The 13,013-nt window shown below is 65.0% G+C and carries 10 protein-coding genes and 2 pseudogenes; 10 read left to right on the top strand and 2 right to left on the bottom strand.

Annotated elements, in window-relative coordinates:
* Positions 1–190: 190 nt before the first annotated feature.
* From AC0L30_RS22275 to AC0L30_RS22265, 3 genes are all read left to right on the top strand, one after another.
* Positions 191–3,865: an AsmA family protein gene (locus AC0L30_RS22275; protein WP_473405225.1), complete on the top strand. Its 3,675-nt coding sequence runs from the start codon at positions 191–193 to the stop codon at positions 3,863–3,865.
* A 323-nt stretch (positions 3,866–4,188) separates the two neighbouring features.
* Positions 4,189–5,307, top strand: a complete 1,119-nt coding sequence (locus AC0L30_RS22270; protein ID WP_219683464.1) for a DUF2336 domain-containing protein — start codon at positions 4,189–4,191, stop codon at positions 5,305–5,307.
* A gap of 58 nt (positions 5,308–5,365) precedes the next feature.
* Complete coding sequence (locus AC0L30_RS22265) at positions 5,366–5,617, top strand: hypothetical protein (protein ID WP_219683465.1); 252 nt, start codon at positions 5,366–5,368, stop codon at positions 5,615–5,617.
* A 44-nt stretch (positions 5,618–5,661) separates the two neighbouring features.
* Here AC0L30_RS22265 and AC0L30_RS22260 read toward each other — a convergent pair whose 3' ends face one another.
* A complete protein-coding gene (locus tag AC0L30_RS22260; protein ID WP_473405223.1) occupies positions 5,662–6,561 on the bottom strand; it encodes a LysR family transcriptional regulator in 900 nt (299 codons plus the stop codon).
* A gap of 185 nt (positions 6,562–6,746) precedes the next feature.
* Here AC0L30_RS22260 and AC0L30_RS22255 point away from each other — a divergent pair.
* The 7 genes and pseudogenes from AC0L30_RS22255 to AC0L30_RS22225 all read left to right on the top strand — a co-directional run.
* Positions 6,747–7,178, top strand: a pseudogene (locus AC0L30_RS22255) (cyclophilin-like fold protein); the annotation flags it as partial.
* Positions 7,179–7,192: 14 nt separating this feature from the next.
* On the top strand, positions 7,193–8,209 hold the full coding sequence (locus AC0L30_RS22250; RefSeq protein ID WP_473405222.1) for a zinc-dependent alcohol dehydrogenase family protein: 1,017 nt from the start codon (positions 7,193–7,195) through the stop codon (positions 8,207–8,209).
* A gap of 17 nt (positions 8,210–8,226) precedes the next feature.
* The gene (locus AC0L30_RS22245) at positions 8,227–9,435 is read left to right on the top strand and encodes an arabinose transporter (RefSeq protein WP_473405221.1); all 1,209 of its coding nucleotides are present in this window, start codon (positions 8,227–8,229) and stop codon (positions 9,433–9,435) included.
* Entirely contained in the window at positions 9,432–10,217 is a 786-nt protein-coding gene (locus tag AC0L30_RS22240) for a carboxymuconolactone decarboxylase family protein (protein ID WP_473405220.1), read from the top strand. The genes AC0L30_RS22245 and AC0L30_RS22240 overlap by 4 nt, the downstream gene beginning before the upstream one ends.
* Positions 10,218–10,398: 181 nt before the next feature.
* Positions 10,399–10,782, top strand: a pseudogene (locus AC0L30_RS22235) ((R)-mandelonitrile lyase); the annotation flags it as partial.
* A 114-nt stretch (positions 10,783–10,896) separates the two neighbouring features.
* The gene (locus tag AC0L30_RS22230; protein WP_473405219.1) at positions 10,897–11,283 is read left to right on the top strand and encodes a putative quinol monooxygenase; all 387 of its coding nucleotides are present in this window, start codon (positions 10,897–10,899) and stop codon (positions 11,281–11,283) included.
* On the top strand, positions 11,280–12,461 hold the full coding sequence (locus AC0L30_RS22225) for an MFS transporter (protein WP_473405218.1): 1,182 nt from the start codon (positions 11,280–11,282) through the stop codon (positions 12,459–12,461). The genes AC0L30_RS22230 and AC0L30_RS22225 overlap by 4 nt, the downstream gene beginning before the upstream one ends.
* On the opposite strand, the gene AC0L30_RS22220 is transcribed toward AC0L30_RS22225, so the two are convergent.
* Positions 12,443–12,940: a GNAT family N-acetyltransferase gene (locus AC0L30_RS22220; RefSeq protein ID WP_473405217.1), complete on the bottom strand. Its 498-nt coding sequence runs from the start codon at positions 12,938–12,940 to the stop codon at positions 12,443–12,445. The two genes, AC0L30_RS22225 and AC0L30_RS22220, sit on opposite strands and share 19 nt — an antisense overlap.
* Between the last annotated feature and the right edge of the window lie 73 nt (positions 12,941–13,013).

Below are 13,013 nucleotides of genomic sequence, written 5' to 3'. Positions count from 1 at the left end.
CGGGGCCTCTATGGTTCGAGACGGCGCTTCGCGCCTCCTCACCATGAGGGTCTCACACCCGCGTTAACCTCCGCGCGCAACAGTCGCTGTGACTTCGCCACACTTCTCCCTATATAAGGGGCTGTTCCGGTACGTCTGAGGCCCTGCGGCTCAGGCAAGGCCCGCATCCGGTTTGGCCGAGGGGAGACCCGTGCAGACGACGCTGCTCGGATTGGCGATTGCCTTTATCTTAGCGCTGCTGGCCGCTCTGATCGGGCCTTACTTCGTCGACTGGAACCAGTTCAGGCCCCAGTTCGAAGCGGAGGCCGGCAGGATCATCGGCGTGCCGGTGCGGGTGGCGGGCGAGCTCGACGCGCGGCTGTTGCCGGCGCCGACGCTGCGGCTGCGCGGGGTCACCTTCGGCGGCAACAACGATCTCGGCCGCCTGCGCGCCGACAAGCTCGACGTCGAGTTCAGCCTGAGCTCGCTGATGCGCGGCGAATGGCGCGCCACCGAGCTTTCGGTCAATGGCATGGCGGTCGATCTCGGCCTCGACGCGCGCGGGCGGGTCGATTTGCCGTCCACCGCAAGCGGCAGCTTCAATCTGGCTTCGCTGGCGATCGAGCGGCTGAACCTCACCGGCCGCATTGCCCTGCATGATGCCGCCAGCCGTTCGACGCTGGAGCTCAACGACATCGCCTTCTCCGGCGACGTGCGCTCGCTGGCCGGCTCGGTCCGGGGCGACGGCAGTTTCACCGCCGCTGGGGTGCGCTATCCGTTCCGCGTCTCCTCCGGCCCGAGCGCCGACGGCAATGCCACCCGCCTCCACCTCAACATCGATCCCGGCGAGCGCGCGATTCTCGCCGATCTCGAAGGCGTGCTTGCCTTCGACAATCGCCTGCCGAAATTCGAAGGCGCGCTGACACTCGCGGTGCCCGCGCCGAAGAAGTCGGGCGATGCGGGGCCGATGCCCTGGAAGCTCACGACGAAACTCAAGGCCGATCCGGCCGGCGCCAAGTTCGAGCAGGTCGACGCCAGCTTCGGGCCCGAAGACTCCGCGCTGAAGCTCGGCGGCGTCGGCGATGTCAGGTTCGGGGCCTCGCCGCTGCTGCGCGCGGTGCTGTCAGCGCGCCAGGTCGATGCCGACAAGCTGACGGCCAAGAACGATACCGAGCCGCAGCGCATCCTTCCGGCGCTCCGCGCAGGTCTCGCCGCAATCCCGCAGGCGCCGATCCCGGCACAGATCGAGTTCAACTCCGACCAGATCATGCTCGGCGGCCGGCCGCTCCAGAACATCACGGCCGAGCTTGCGACCGACGGACGATCCTGGACCTTCCAGCGGCTCGAGCTGCGCGCGCCAGGCCAGACGCAGCTCTCGCTCAACGGCGCGACGCCCGGCGCCGACAGTTTCAGCGGCCGTCTCAGCGTCGATTCCTCCGATCCCGATACGCTGGTGGCCTGGCTTCAGGGCCGCAGCGAGGTCAACCGCCGCAGCACCCGGCCGATGCGCCTTGCCGGTGACGTGACCATTGCCGCCAACCATTTCGCCATCGACAGGCTGAAGGCCGAGATCGAGGGCGGCGCGATCGAAGGCCGCATTGCTTTCGTCCAGACCGGCGCGAGCAAGGGCTCGCGGATCGATGCGGAGCTTAGGGCTGACCGCCTCGACCTCGATGCCGCCGCGAGTTTCGTGCGCGCGCTTTCGGGGCCGCAGGGCGAATGGCCGGAGGAGGCGAAGCTTTCGCTCGATATCGGCCGCGCGATCTCGGCCGGGCAGGAGCTGCGGCCGTTCACCGCGAAACTCGGTTACGGCCCGGCATCGCTCTCGCTGGAGCAGTTGCGGTTCGGACAGGCCAGTGGCGTGACCACGGAAGCGAGCGGCAGTTTCGACCGCGCCAAGGCCATTGGCAAGCTCGCGCTGAAATCCTCCGCCAATTCGCTGCGCGATCTCACCGCGCTGCTCGAGCCGTTTGCGCCATCGGTGCGCGCGCGCTTCGACGCCGTCCCGACGCTGCCAGGCACGACCCGCCTCAAGCTCGACCTCAGCCTCGACAAGAACGCCGAGCACGCCGATCGCAACGACGCGCGCGCCGCGCTCGAGCTCGACGCGCCCCAGCTCAAGGCTTCCGCAACGCTGGCCGCGCAGACGCCGGTGGCCGCCGTCAACGGCATTGATATCGAGCGCTTGCGCAACAGCGACTTCACGCTGGATTCGAAAGTCTCGACACCGCAGGCCAGTGCATTGCTGGCGCTGCTCGGGCTCGATCGCGTGTTGGCCGCAGGCGAGGGCGCTTCGCAGTTCGAAGGCCATTTGAGCGGCGCCTGGCGCCATCAGCTGCAATTGAATGCAAAGCTTAGCGGCGGCGGGCTGGACGCGGACGCACAAGGCAACGTCGAATTGTCGGAGCCGAAAGGCAGCGTGAATTTGCGCGTGCGCAACGCCAATCTGGCCCCGCTGTTCGGGACCAGCCTGGCCGATAAATCGGTGCAGAGCGTCAATCTGTCCTCGCGCGTCGGCCTCGCCGGCAACCGCCTGACCTTCAACGATCTCGACAGCACACTGGCCGGCTCGCATTTGCGCGGTCATCTGGCGGTGACGCTCGATCAGGAGAAGACCGTCGACGGCGAAGTCGGCCTCGATACGCTCGACCTCGTGCCCGCGCTCGCGATGGCCATCGGCGCGGCCGGACACGATGCCAATGCGCCGTTGAATGCCGGGCTTCTCGGCGGCTGGCGCGGCCGCGTCGCCTTCCAGGCGTTGCACGGCACGTTGCCCGGCGGCATCGAGCTGCGCCCCTTCGGCGGCACGGTCCGGAGCGACGGTCAGTCGCTCGCGCTCGACGCAATGAAGGGCGGCGTCGGCGGCGGCGAGATGTCGGCGAGCCTTGATGCGCGCAATGGCGCCAATGGTCTGACGCTCAATGCGCGCATCGAACTCGGCAATGTCGACGCGGCGGCGCTGCGCTATCGCGACCTTGCGCTGCCGAAGGGACGCGCCTCGGCGCAGATGGCGCTGACCAGCCAGGGCCGCAGCGTTGCGGCGCTCACCGGTGCGCTCGCCGGCAACGGCACGGTGACGCTCGAATCCGCTGAAATCTCCGGCCTCAATCCGCGCGCCTTCGAGATCGCCATCCGCGCCAGCGACGGCGGCCAAATTGCCGACGACAACCGGCTGCGGCAACTGGTCGAGCCCGCGCTGTCGGCGGGTCCGATTGCAGTGGCCTCGGCGCAGATCCCGTTCACGATCCGCGACGGGCGCCTGCGCGTCGGCGCAACGTCGCTAGAGGCGAAGAATGCGCGTGCCATCGTCTCCGGCGGCTACGACATCCCTGCCGACCAGGCCGACATCCGCGCCAGCCTGACGCCGATCATGACCGGGCTCTCCGGCGCACCGCCGGAAATCCAGCTGTTCGCGGCCGGTCCCCCCGACAGGCTCAACCGCACCGTCGATGTCGGGCCGCTGTCCTCCTGGCTTGCGGTGCGCACGATCGACCGCGAGACGCGCCGGCTGGACGCCATCGAGCGCGGCGAGCCGCCGCCGGCGACCGCCGCGCTGCCGACGCTGGTGTCGCCGGATCCCGTGCCGGAGCCGTCGCTGCAGGATGTGCCGATGCCCGGCCGCGATCCGCGCCGCGCGCCGCCGCCGAAGCCCAAGGCGGATATCAGGGTTGCGCCGACACCGAAGCCGCCGCACGCCGCTCCCGCGGCGCCAAGCCCGCCACTTACAAGCCCGCCACTTACAAGCCCGCCACTTGCAAGCCCGCCACTTGCAAGCACGCAGATCGCACCGCTGCCCCCGCCGATCGACGTGAGGCCGGCCCCGGGCCCGCCGCCCCCAAAGCCTAAGCCGAAGCCGCCGCTGGTCCTGACGCCACAGAATCCGTAGGCGACATCCGTCATGCCCGGGCTTGTCCCGGGCATCCACGTTCTTCGTCCGAGGGGTGAGACGTGGATGGCCGGGACAAGCCCGGCCATGACGCCGCAGAGGCATCAGTGCCCCAAGCCTTTTCAGCAAGCGGGAGAGGGGGCGCAGCTTCCTCGTGACGCACCGGTAAACCCATTCCCACGCTTTTTAACGAATTTTGCCCGGCAAAACTGATCTGCCGACTTTACCGGATTCTCGCGTTTGTTCCCTAGTCTCTGTTCCCAGAGGAACTCGGCGTCCTGCGGCACAAGCAGGATGGCTAGCCAAGAACTGGGGTCATCGGGATGAACGGCGCGACAACACTTCTGCAGGATCTGGACGACGCGATCGCACGCGGCACCGACGAAAGCCGGAACAAGGCGTTGTGGCACGCGACCGACATTCTGATCACCGGCCGCTATAGCGACGACGAGATCAGCACGTTCGGCGAGGTCATCGGCCGGCTCGCCGACGAGATCGAGGTTGCTGCGCGGGTGCAGCTCTCTGAGGTCATGGCAGCCTGCGATCACGCTCCGCTAAATGTCATTGCGCAACTCGCGACCGCCGACGAGATCGAGGTCGCAGGCCCCGTGCTGCGCGACTCCAATCGTATCGACGAGAAGCTGCTGATCGAGAGCGCCATGACCAAGAGCCAGTCGCATCTGCTCGCGATCGCCCAGCGCAAGTCGATCGGCGAGGCCGTCACCGACGTGCTGGTCAAGCGCGGCGACCAGGAGGTCGTGACGTCGGTTGCCCGGAACGAGGGCGCGCGCTTCTCCGGCTCGGGCCTGCTCCACATGGTTCGCCGCGCCGAGGGCGACTCGATTCTTGCCGAGCAGCTTGGCCTGCGCAAGGACGTGCCGCGTCACATCTTCCAGCAGCTGATCTCGAAGGCGTCGGAGGACGTCCGCCGCCGGCTCGAGCACGAGCGCCCGGAAATGATGGCGCAGATCCAAAACTCGGTGAGCGACGTCACCGGCGACCTGCAATCCAAGTTCGGCCCGTCCTCGCGCAGCTATTTCGTCGCCAAGCGCGTGGTGACGACGCAGTACCGGCAGGGCAACCTCAACCAGGATTCGATCTCGAACTATGCGCGCCAGCACCGCTTCGACGAGGTGCAGATCGGCCTGTCGCTGCTGTCGTCGCTGCCGGTCGACGTGATCGAGCGTGCGATGATGGACCGCAATCGCGAGATGATCCTGGTGCTATGCAAGGCGCTCGATTTTTCCTGGGACACCACCATGTCGCTGCTGTTCCTCGGCGCCAAGGATCACCTGATCACGGCGCGCGAGCTCCACGACAACGAGCGCGATTTCGGCAAGCTCAAGATCGAGACCTCGCGCAGCGTCTTGAAATTCTACCAGTCGCGCAAGACCGGCACCGATCCTGTCACGGGTCGTCAGCCCGAGCTCCAGGTGCACTGAGCGGTACAACGAACAGGTACACCGAGCATCATCCGGGAATTGGCAGGGAGTATTTGCAATGTTGCCTCAATTCGGCACCGCCGTTCGCAAGAATCCAAACAAGAACCTCAACAAGGCCGCAGCCGGCGAGATCGGCGGGGGAGCAGCGGACCAGGCCTCGGTCGATGCCGCCTGGCTCGTGCTGGAAGCCGCCAACGACCTCGGTGACCACGCCGCGATCGAAGCTTGCCGCCGCGTCATCGACGCCGAGCTGAACGGCACGGTGGCCGGCAGCGCGGATGTCGATCTCGTGCTGGGCTATTTCAGGTAGCAGTCGTACCCGGCCGAAGATTGTCAGGCGCCATGAGCGGCAATCTACTTGCCGCGATATCGAAGTGCCTCGACGAGCAGCGAGAATGCCGGTGAAGGTTGGCGCCGACTGGGATAATAAAGGTGGTAACCCGAGAACGGCGGACACCAGTCCGACAGCACCCTGATCAGCCGGCCCTGCGAGATGTATGGCTGCACGTGTCCTTCGGTGAGGTAGGCAAGGCCCAGGCCCTTTAGGGCTCCTTCCAGCAGAAGCCCTGCACTGTTGAACACGAGCTGTCCTTCCACGCGCACGTTGAGCTCCCGCCCGTTCTTCTCGAACTCCCACGCGTAGAGGCTGCCGCCGTGGGTCGGCAGGCGCAGGTTGAGACAATTGTGGCCGGTTAGATCCTGCGGCGCCCTGGGCCGCTTGCGTTCGTCGAAGTAGGACGGCGAGCCCACGACGGCCATTCGCAGATCAGGGCTGACGCGCACAGCGATCATATCCTTTGCGACGAGCTCGCCCGGACGAATGCCCGCATCGACCTGCTGCGCCACGATGTTGGTGAGCCCGTAATCGATGATCACCTCGACATGGATGTCTGGATATAGGGGAAGAATCTTCCCCAGCGCCGGCAGCAGGATCTCGGCGGCGGCGTACTCCGTTGCCGTCAAACGCACGGTTCCGGCGGGCTTCTCCCGGAGCTCGCTTAGGGCAGCAAGATCAGCATCCATCTCCGTGAATTTGGGCCCGATGCTCACGAACAGCCGTTCTCCGGCTTGAGTTGGCGTGACGCTCCGGGTCGTTCGGTTGAGAAGGCGGACGCCCAGCCGTTCCTCCAGCTTTTGGATGATCTGGCTCAGCGCCGATTGCGTCATGCCAAGCTTGGCTGCGGCACGGGTGAAGTTGCGCTCCCTCGCCACGGCGAGGAAGGCCAGGATATCGCTGGCGTCGTCCCGGTTCATTGATAAGCCTGTCTTATGACTGCATTCAGATTTTATCATCTAATCGCACGGAGGCGGAAGCCTTAGCTTCCCATCAGCATCGGGTGGTCGGTCCAAGGGCCCCCCGCGTCAACAACACGGAGGACGGGCAAACGAGAGACACATTTGATGGCCTCACCCGGCGTCGATTTGCCGCCGCTCTAGCGGCCGTCGTCTCCGCAACTTCATCTGCCTCCGCGCAGACGGCATTCGGTGACGAGAGACACGGAGGAAGGGCGCCCATGCGTATTCGCTGCCGTTTCGAGGAGAAGGTTTTCACGGTTGGCTTGCTGGATAATCCATCCGCTCGCGATCTGGTGACCATGCTGCCACTCGATCTCGTCATCGAGGATTTTTCGACGAACGAGAAAATCGCCTACCTGCCGCGAAAGCTGACGGAAGCAGGCAGCGGTCCGTTCTCGAACGAAGCGGCCGGCGATCTCTGCTACTACGCGCCATGGGGCAATCTCGCCTTCTTCCATGACGGTTACGAATATTCCAGCGGCCTGATCCGCATCGGCCGCCTCGATGATGGCCCGCAACCGCTGCTCAAGCGAGGCAAGTTCGCGCTGCACATCGAGCTTCTTCCACCAGCCTGACGGGAGGGATAGTCATGTTTGCCACAATCATGTACGGGCCGGGCGACGTCCGTTGCGAACAGGTCGACGACCCCAAGATCCTCAAGCCGACGGATGCCATCATAAAGTTGTCGGCCACCTGCATCTGTGGGGCCGATCTATGGCCGTATCGCGGGTTGCAGCCGACGGACGGTCCGGCTCACATGGGCCACGAATACTGCGGCATTGTCGTCGAGGTCGGCAGCGAAGTCAGAACCGTCCGCCCCGGCCAGTTCGTCGTTGGCTCGTTCTGCCTGTCCGACAACACTTGCCCGCACTGCAAGTTCGGCTTTCACTCCTCCTGCGCACAGCGCGAGTTCATGACGGGGGCGCAGGCCCCCTACGCGCGGGTGCCCCTGGCCGACGGAACGCTTGTCGCGACCGCCGAAGTGCCGGATCGGCATCTGGTCCCGCATCTGCTGGCGACGTCCGATGTTCTCGGAACGGGCTGGTACGCCGCGGACGCCGCCAACGTCAGGCCCGGCTCGACGGTGGCCGTCGTCGGCGACGGCGCAGTGGGACTCATGGGGGTGCTGGCCGCGAAGGAGATGGGGGCCGAACGCATCATCGTCATGAGCCGGCACAAGAGTCGGCAGGAATTGGCACGCGAGTTCGGCACGACGGACATCGTCGCGGAACGCGGGGGTGCGGGCATCGAGCACGTGAAAGAGCTCACGCGAGGTGTCGGCGTGGATTCCGTTCTGGAATGCGTCGGCACTCAGGAATCCATGACTCAAGCCATCGATTCTGTGCGTCCCGGCGGCTCGATCGGCTACGTCGGGGTGCCTCACCGCGTGACCTTCGACGGTCAGGCGATGTTCTTCGCGCAACGCCGAATGCTGGGCGGACCGGCCCCGGTCCGTCGCTTCCTGCCCGATCTGATGGATCGCGTTCTGAAGGGCAGGATCAAGCCCGGCAAGGTATTCGACCTCACCCTGCCTCTTGCCGACGTCGCGGAAGGCTACCGCGCGATGGACGAGCGGCGCGCGATCAAGACGATGCTCACGGTGTGAGCGGAGGGAGTCGTTGCATGTCGGTGACCACGCTCCCAGCGCCCGCGACGGCACAGAGCCTCGCCGCTACTCTGCTGCCGATCATGGGGGTGGTCTTCGTCGCTTTCCTCGTCATCGGCATCGCAATGCCGGTGCTTCCGCTTCACGTCCACGATGGATTGGGTCAGGGAACGTTCGTGGTCGGGCTGGTCGCCGGCAGTCAGTTCGCGGCGTCTCTGGTCTCGCGGCCGTGGGCAGGCAACTTTTCGGACAGCAAAGGAGCCAAGCCCGGCGTGGTCGTTGGGCTGGTCGCTGCCGCTGCGTCCGGGTTGCTGTACCTCGTTTCGCTTTGTTTTACTCCGGTTCCCCTGGTTTCCGTGGCGATCCTCCTGCTGGGGCGCGGACTTCTGGGCGGCGCCGAGAGCTTCATCATCACGGCGGCGGCAAGCTGGGGGCTGGCGCTCGTCGATGCCGGCAGCACGGGCAAGGTCATCGCCTGGATAGGCATGGCGATGTTCGCGGCCTTTGCGATCGGCGCGCCTGCTGGCTCTGCCCTCTACGCGAAGTACGGCTTCGCTGCGATCGCGGCCGCGACCGCCGCGGCGCCTCTTGCTACATTGATGCTCGTTGCGCGGCTTCCCGCCGTTGCCCCCATGCACCACGCCCGCTTCTCGTTCGTCGAAGTGATCGGCGCCGTCTGGGTGCCGGGCCTCGGCTCGGCTCTGGGCAGCGTGGGATTCGGAGCCGTGACCACGTTCGTCGCCTTGCTGTTCGCGAACCACGGATGGGATAACGGATGGCTCGCCTACACTGCCTACGCGGTTGCCTTCATCATGGCGCGGGTATTCTTCAGTCATGTGGCCGACAAGGTCGGCGGTGCCAAAGTCGCGCTGGTGTGCATAATCATTGAGGCCGCAGGACAGGCGCTGATCTGGATGTCCTCTCGGCCCGAGATGGCCTTGCTGGGCGCTGCACTGACCGGCTTCGGCTTCTCGCTCGTCTATCCCGGGTTTGGCGTCGAGGCGGTCCGCCGCGTTCCGGCCCATAGCCGTGGCCTGGCCATGGGCGCCTACACTGCATTTCTCGATCTTGCCCAAGGGCTCGCCAGCCCCGCGCTGGGATTGATCGCTGCCGGGGCACGATTGAACGTCCTGTTTCTCGTTAGCGCGGGCACCGTGCTGTGTGCGGCATTCGTCGCCTTGTGGCTGATGGCGCACCCGACAAATCTGGAAGGATCCACGCAATGAGAATGCTCGCAGCGGCCTTGCTTTCATTCTGCCTGTTTGCTGACGGCCCGGCCGCGGCCAAAGACACATCCCTCGAAGGAGCGAAGGCTATGTCAAAGCCGGAAGACGTCCGCGCTGTTGCGCCAGCCCTCGAAGGCTACGCGCAAGAATTTATCGAAGGCGATCTGTGGAAGCGACCGGGTCTTTCCCCACGAGACCGCAGCATCGTCACCGTCGCGGCTCTCATCGCCCGCGATCAGACGGTGGAGCTGCCGTACTATCTGGGTCTCGCGCTGAACAACGGCGTAAAGCCGTCGGAAGTATCGGAGATCATCACGCATCTGGCGTTCTACACTGGCTGGGCTAATGCGATTCATGCGGTCCCGGTGGCGAAGGAACTCTTCGAGAGCCGCAACATCGGGGCCGATCAACTCCCGCCGGCGTCGGGGCCGCAGCTACCGCTCGACGAGGCGCGGGAGAAGCAGCGGGCAGCGCTCGTCGGAGAGCAGTTCGGCCGGATCACGCCGAGCCTCGTCCAGTACACGACGGACGTGCTGTTCCGCGATCTCTGGCTCAGGCCGGCGCTGGCTCCGCGCGACCGCAGCCTGGTTACCGTGAGCGCGCTGATTGCCACCGGTCAGGTCGCGCAGATCACCTATCATTTGAACCGCGCCATGGACAACGGGTTGACTCGGGAGGAAGCGGGCGAGGTGCTCGGCCATCTCGCCTTCTACGCCGGCTGGCCTAGCGCTTTCTCCGCGGCGCCTGTCGTCAAGGACGTCATCGAGAAGCGACCTCGCTGAAAGAACGATAATGCCTCGATCGACAATCCCGTTCGCGATCCGCCACGAGCGGAGACATGCCGTGGTGACGCGTAGAGACATTCTCGTTGGCGGAAGCGCCTTCGCCGTCGCGGGAATTCGACTGGCGCCGGCGCTCGCGTCCGAAGCACTGAAGGAGACTGCAATGGACATCGACATCTAGAGAAACGGGTCCCGCCCTTCCCAGAAGGGCCCCGAACACTGGTTCACCGGGACGGTGCGTATCGACCCACTGTTCGCGGCTCCCGAGCCCGCACGCGTCAGCGGCGCTCAGGTCACTTTTGAACCCGGCGCACGCACGGCCTGGCACACGCATCCGCTCGGGCAGACGCTGATCGTGACAGCCGGTCTCGGCTGGGTGCAGCGAGAGGGCGGGCAGATTGAGGAAATCCGCGCCGGCGACGTCGTGTGGTTTCCGCCGGGCTTGAAACATTGGCACGGAGCGACGCGGACCACCGCAATGACGCACATCGCCATTCAGGAATCCGTCAACGAAAAGAACGTCGATTGGATGGAGAAGGTCGCCGACGACCAATATCTGAAGTGAGATCTACGATGCGCGGGTGCGACAGCGATGAACCGTACGATACCGCCAAAGCCGCGAGCACCCTTCGAGCAGTCGAAATCAGGTAGGGCCAGTGAAGCCTCTGAGGGTGAGAACATGAAGAAGCAGCTTTTCTCGTACGGCATATCGATGCTGGCCGCGGTACTCGCCGGCGGCGTCGTCGCCCAGCAGGCGGACGAACGATATGTCCAGGTGGCGGAAATCGAGATCGATCCCGGCCAATTGGACGGCTACAGGGCTGCGGTGCAGGAACAGATCGACGCAGCAATTCGCAAGGAGCCGGGCGTCCTGGTACTCTACGCCGTTTCCGAAAAGGACAACCCGGCCCACGTCAAGGTCTTCGAAATCTACCGGGACAGGAGCGCCTACGAAGCTCATCTCGGAACAGATCATTTCAAGAAATACAAGGCGACGGTTGAGAAGATGGTGAAGTCGCTCAAGCTGATACAGGCAACGCCGATCGTGCTCGGCGCCCAATCATGAGCGTACAACTCGCCCAAAGCAACGAGGCGCTGTCGCGCGATCCGGCTTGGAGTGCGGTCTTTGCGCTGACCTTGTGCATCGGGACATTGATTGCGTCCGAGTTCATGCCGGTCAGCCTGCTGACACCGATCGGGACCGATCTCCACATGACCGAGGGGCGGGCGGGCCAGGCCATCGCGGTCTCCGGACTGTTCGCCGTCTTCACTAGCCTTGCGATCGCGTCGGTGACACGGGGCATCGATCGACGCAGCCTGTTGCTGGGCCTTACCTCGCTGATGATCGTCTCGGGGCTGATGGTGGCCCTGGCCCCGAATGCCCTAGTGTTCATGGCAGGGCGCGCGCTGATCGGGATCGTCATCGGCGGGTTCTGGTCGATGTCGGCGGCTACCGTGATGCGCCTTGTGCCGGAGCGGCAGGTTGCGGCCGCCCTTAGCCTCCTCAATGGTGGCAACGCGCTGGCGACCACGATCGCCGCGCCGCTCGGCAGCTTCCTCGGTCAGTTCATCGGCTGGCGGGGTGCGTTCTTCTGTGTCGTCCCGCTCGCGATAGTCACTCTGGTCTGGCAATACGCCACATTGCCCTCAATGCCCTCAGAACGCGGTGCCGCGGGGAACGTTTTCGGATTGCTTCGTCGGCCGGTAGTCGGCATCGGGATGCTCTCGGTTGCCCTCCTGTTCATGGGCCAGTTCGCGCTTTTCACCTATTTGCGTCCATTCCTGGAGACCGTGACACGCGTAGACGTCTCCACGCTCTCGGCTATCCTGCTCGTGGTCGGCGTCGCGGGCCTGCTCGGGACCTACCTCATCAGCTTCCTACTGAAGCGAGGCTTGCACGGGCTTCTGATCGGCATGCCGCTTGCGATGACCGCCCTTGCCCTCGGCTTGATCGCCTTCGGAGGGTCGACCCTCGTTGTTACCGTGCTGCTGGCCGGTTGGGGCCTCATCGGCACGGCCGCACCGGTCGCTTGGTGGACCTGGATGAGCAAGACGCTGCCTGAGGATGCGGAGGCGGGCGGCGGCCTGATGGTCGCGGTGATCCAGCTCGCCATAACGGCGGGCGCCTCCCTCGGAGGATTCTTGTACGACAGCAGTGGGTACCGGAGCGCCTTCATTGCTGCCGCCGTCGTGCTCTGCGGCTCCGGACTTCTGGCTTTTGGGGTCTACCGCCGAATACGGTAGATCACGACGTCTTCGCCGTGACGGAATGTGCTTCGCTCGAAGAGATAGTTGGCCTTCTCCAGAACGCGGCGCGATGCGCCATTGTCGACATAGACCAGGCCGATGAGGGACGGCAGCTGGTGGTGTAACAGTCCGATATCCGTCAGTGCGGACGCGGTCTCGCTTGCAAGTCCACGGCCCCAGAATTCGCGCTTGAACGCATAGGCAATCTCGATCTCGTCGATATCGTCCACCAGGATGTGCCGGATGCCCGCTCGCCCGGCGAATGCCCCGTCTTTCGTTCGCAGCACCCATAGCCCGAAGCCATGCTGGTCCCAATGGGCCATATTGGCGTCGAGATAGGTCTTGGTCCTTTCCGCCGGGCGCACGCCGCCGAGATATCGGGACACCTCGGCATCGAGATGCAATGCGACGAGGTCCGCGAGGTGATCCTCACGAAGCCTCTCGGCAGTCAGGTTCTCGGTGCTGAAATGATCCATGGACCCGGATAGCCGCTTTCGGAGCAGGGCAGGATGACGCGCCTTCGCCACCCATCATGATTTCTAACACATC

Source organism: Bradyrhizobium sp. MI1.11 (genome assembly GCF_055811255.1).
The sequence above is the reverse complement of the archived record's forward strand: the minus strand, read 5'-3'. Positions and strand labels throughout refer to the sequence as shown.

Bases quoted from the DNA above. Each gene is read 5' to 3' on its own strand.
- AC0L30_RS22270 (WP_219683464.1), top strand. From the start codon at position 4,189: ATGAACGGCGCGACAACACTTCTGCAGGATCTGGACGACGCGATCGCA.
- AC0L30_RS22265 (WP_219683465.1), top strand. From the start codon at position 5,366: ATGTTGCCTCAATTCGGCACCGCCGTTCGCAAGAATCCAAACAAGAAC.
- AC0L30_RS22260 (WP_473405223.1), bottom strand. From the start codon at position 6,561: ATGAACCGGGACGACGCCAGCGATATCCTGGCCTTCCTCGCCGTGGCG.
- AC0L30_RS22250 (WP_473405222.1), top strand. From the start codon at position 7,193: ATGTTTGCCACAATCATGTACGGGCCGGGCGACGTCCGTTGCGAACAG.
- AC0L30_RS22245 (WP_473405221.1), top strand. From the start codon at position 8,227: ATGTCGGTGACCACGCTCCCAGCGCCCGCGACGGCACAGAGCCTCGCC.
- AC0L30_RS22240 (WP_473405220.1), top strand. From the start codon at position 9,432: ATGAGAATGCTCGCAGCGGCCTTGCTTTCATTCTGCCTGTTTGCTGAC.
- AC0L30_RS22230 (WP_473405219.1), top strand. From the start codon at position 10,897: ATGAAGAAGCAGCTTTTCTCGTACGGCATATCGATGCTGGCCGCGGTA.
- AC0L30_RS22225 (WP_473405218.1), top strand. From the start codon at position 11,280: ATGAGCGTACAACTCGCCCAAAGCAACGAGGCGCTGTCGCGCGATCCG.
- AC0L30_RS22220 (WP_473405217.1), bottom strand. From the start codon at position 12,940: ATGGATCATTTCAGCACCGAGAACCTGACTGCCGAGAGGCTTCGTGAG.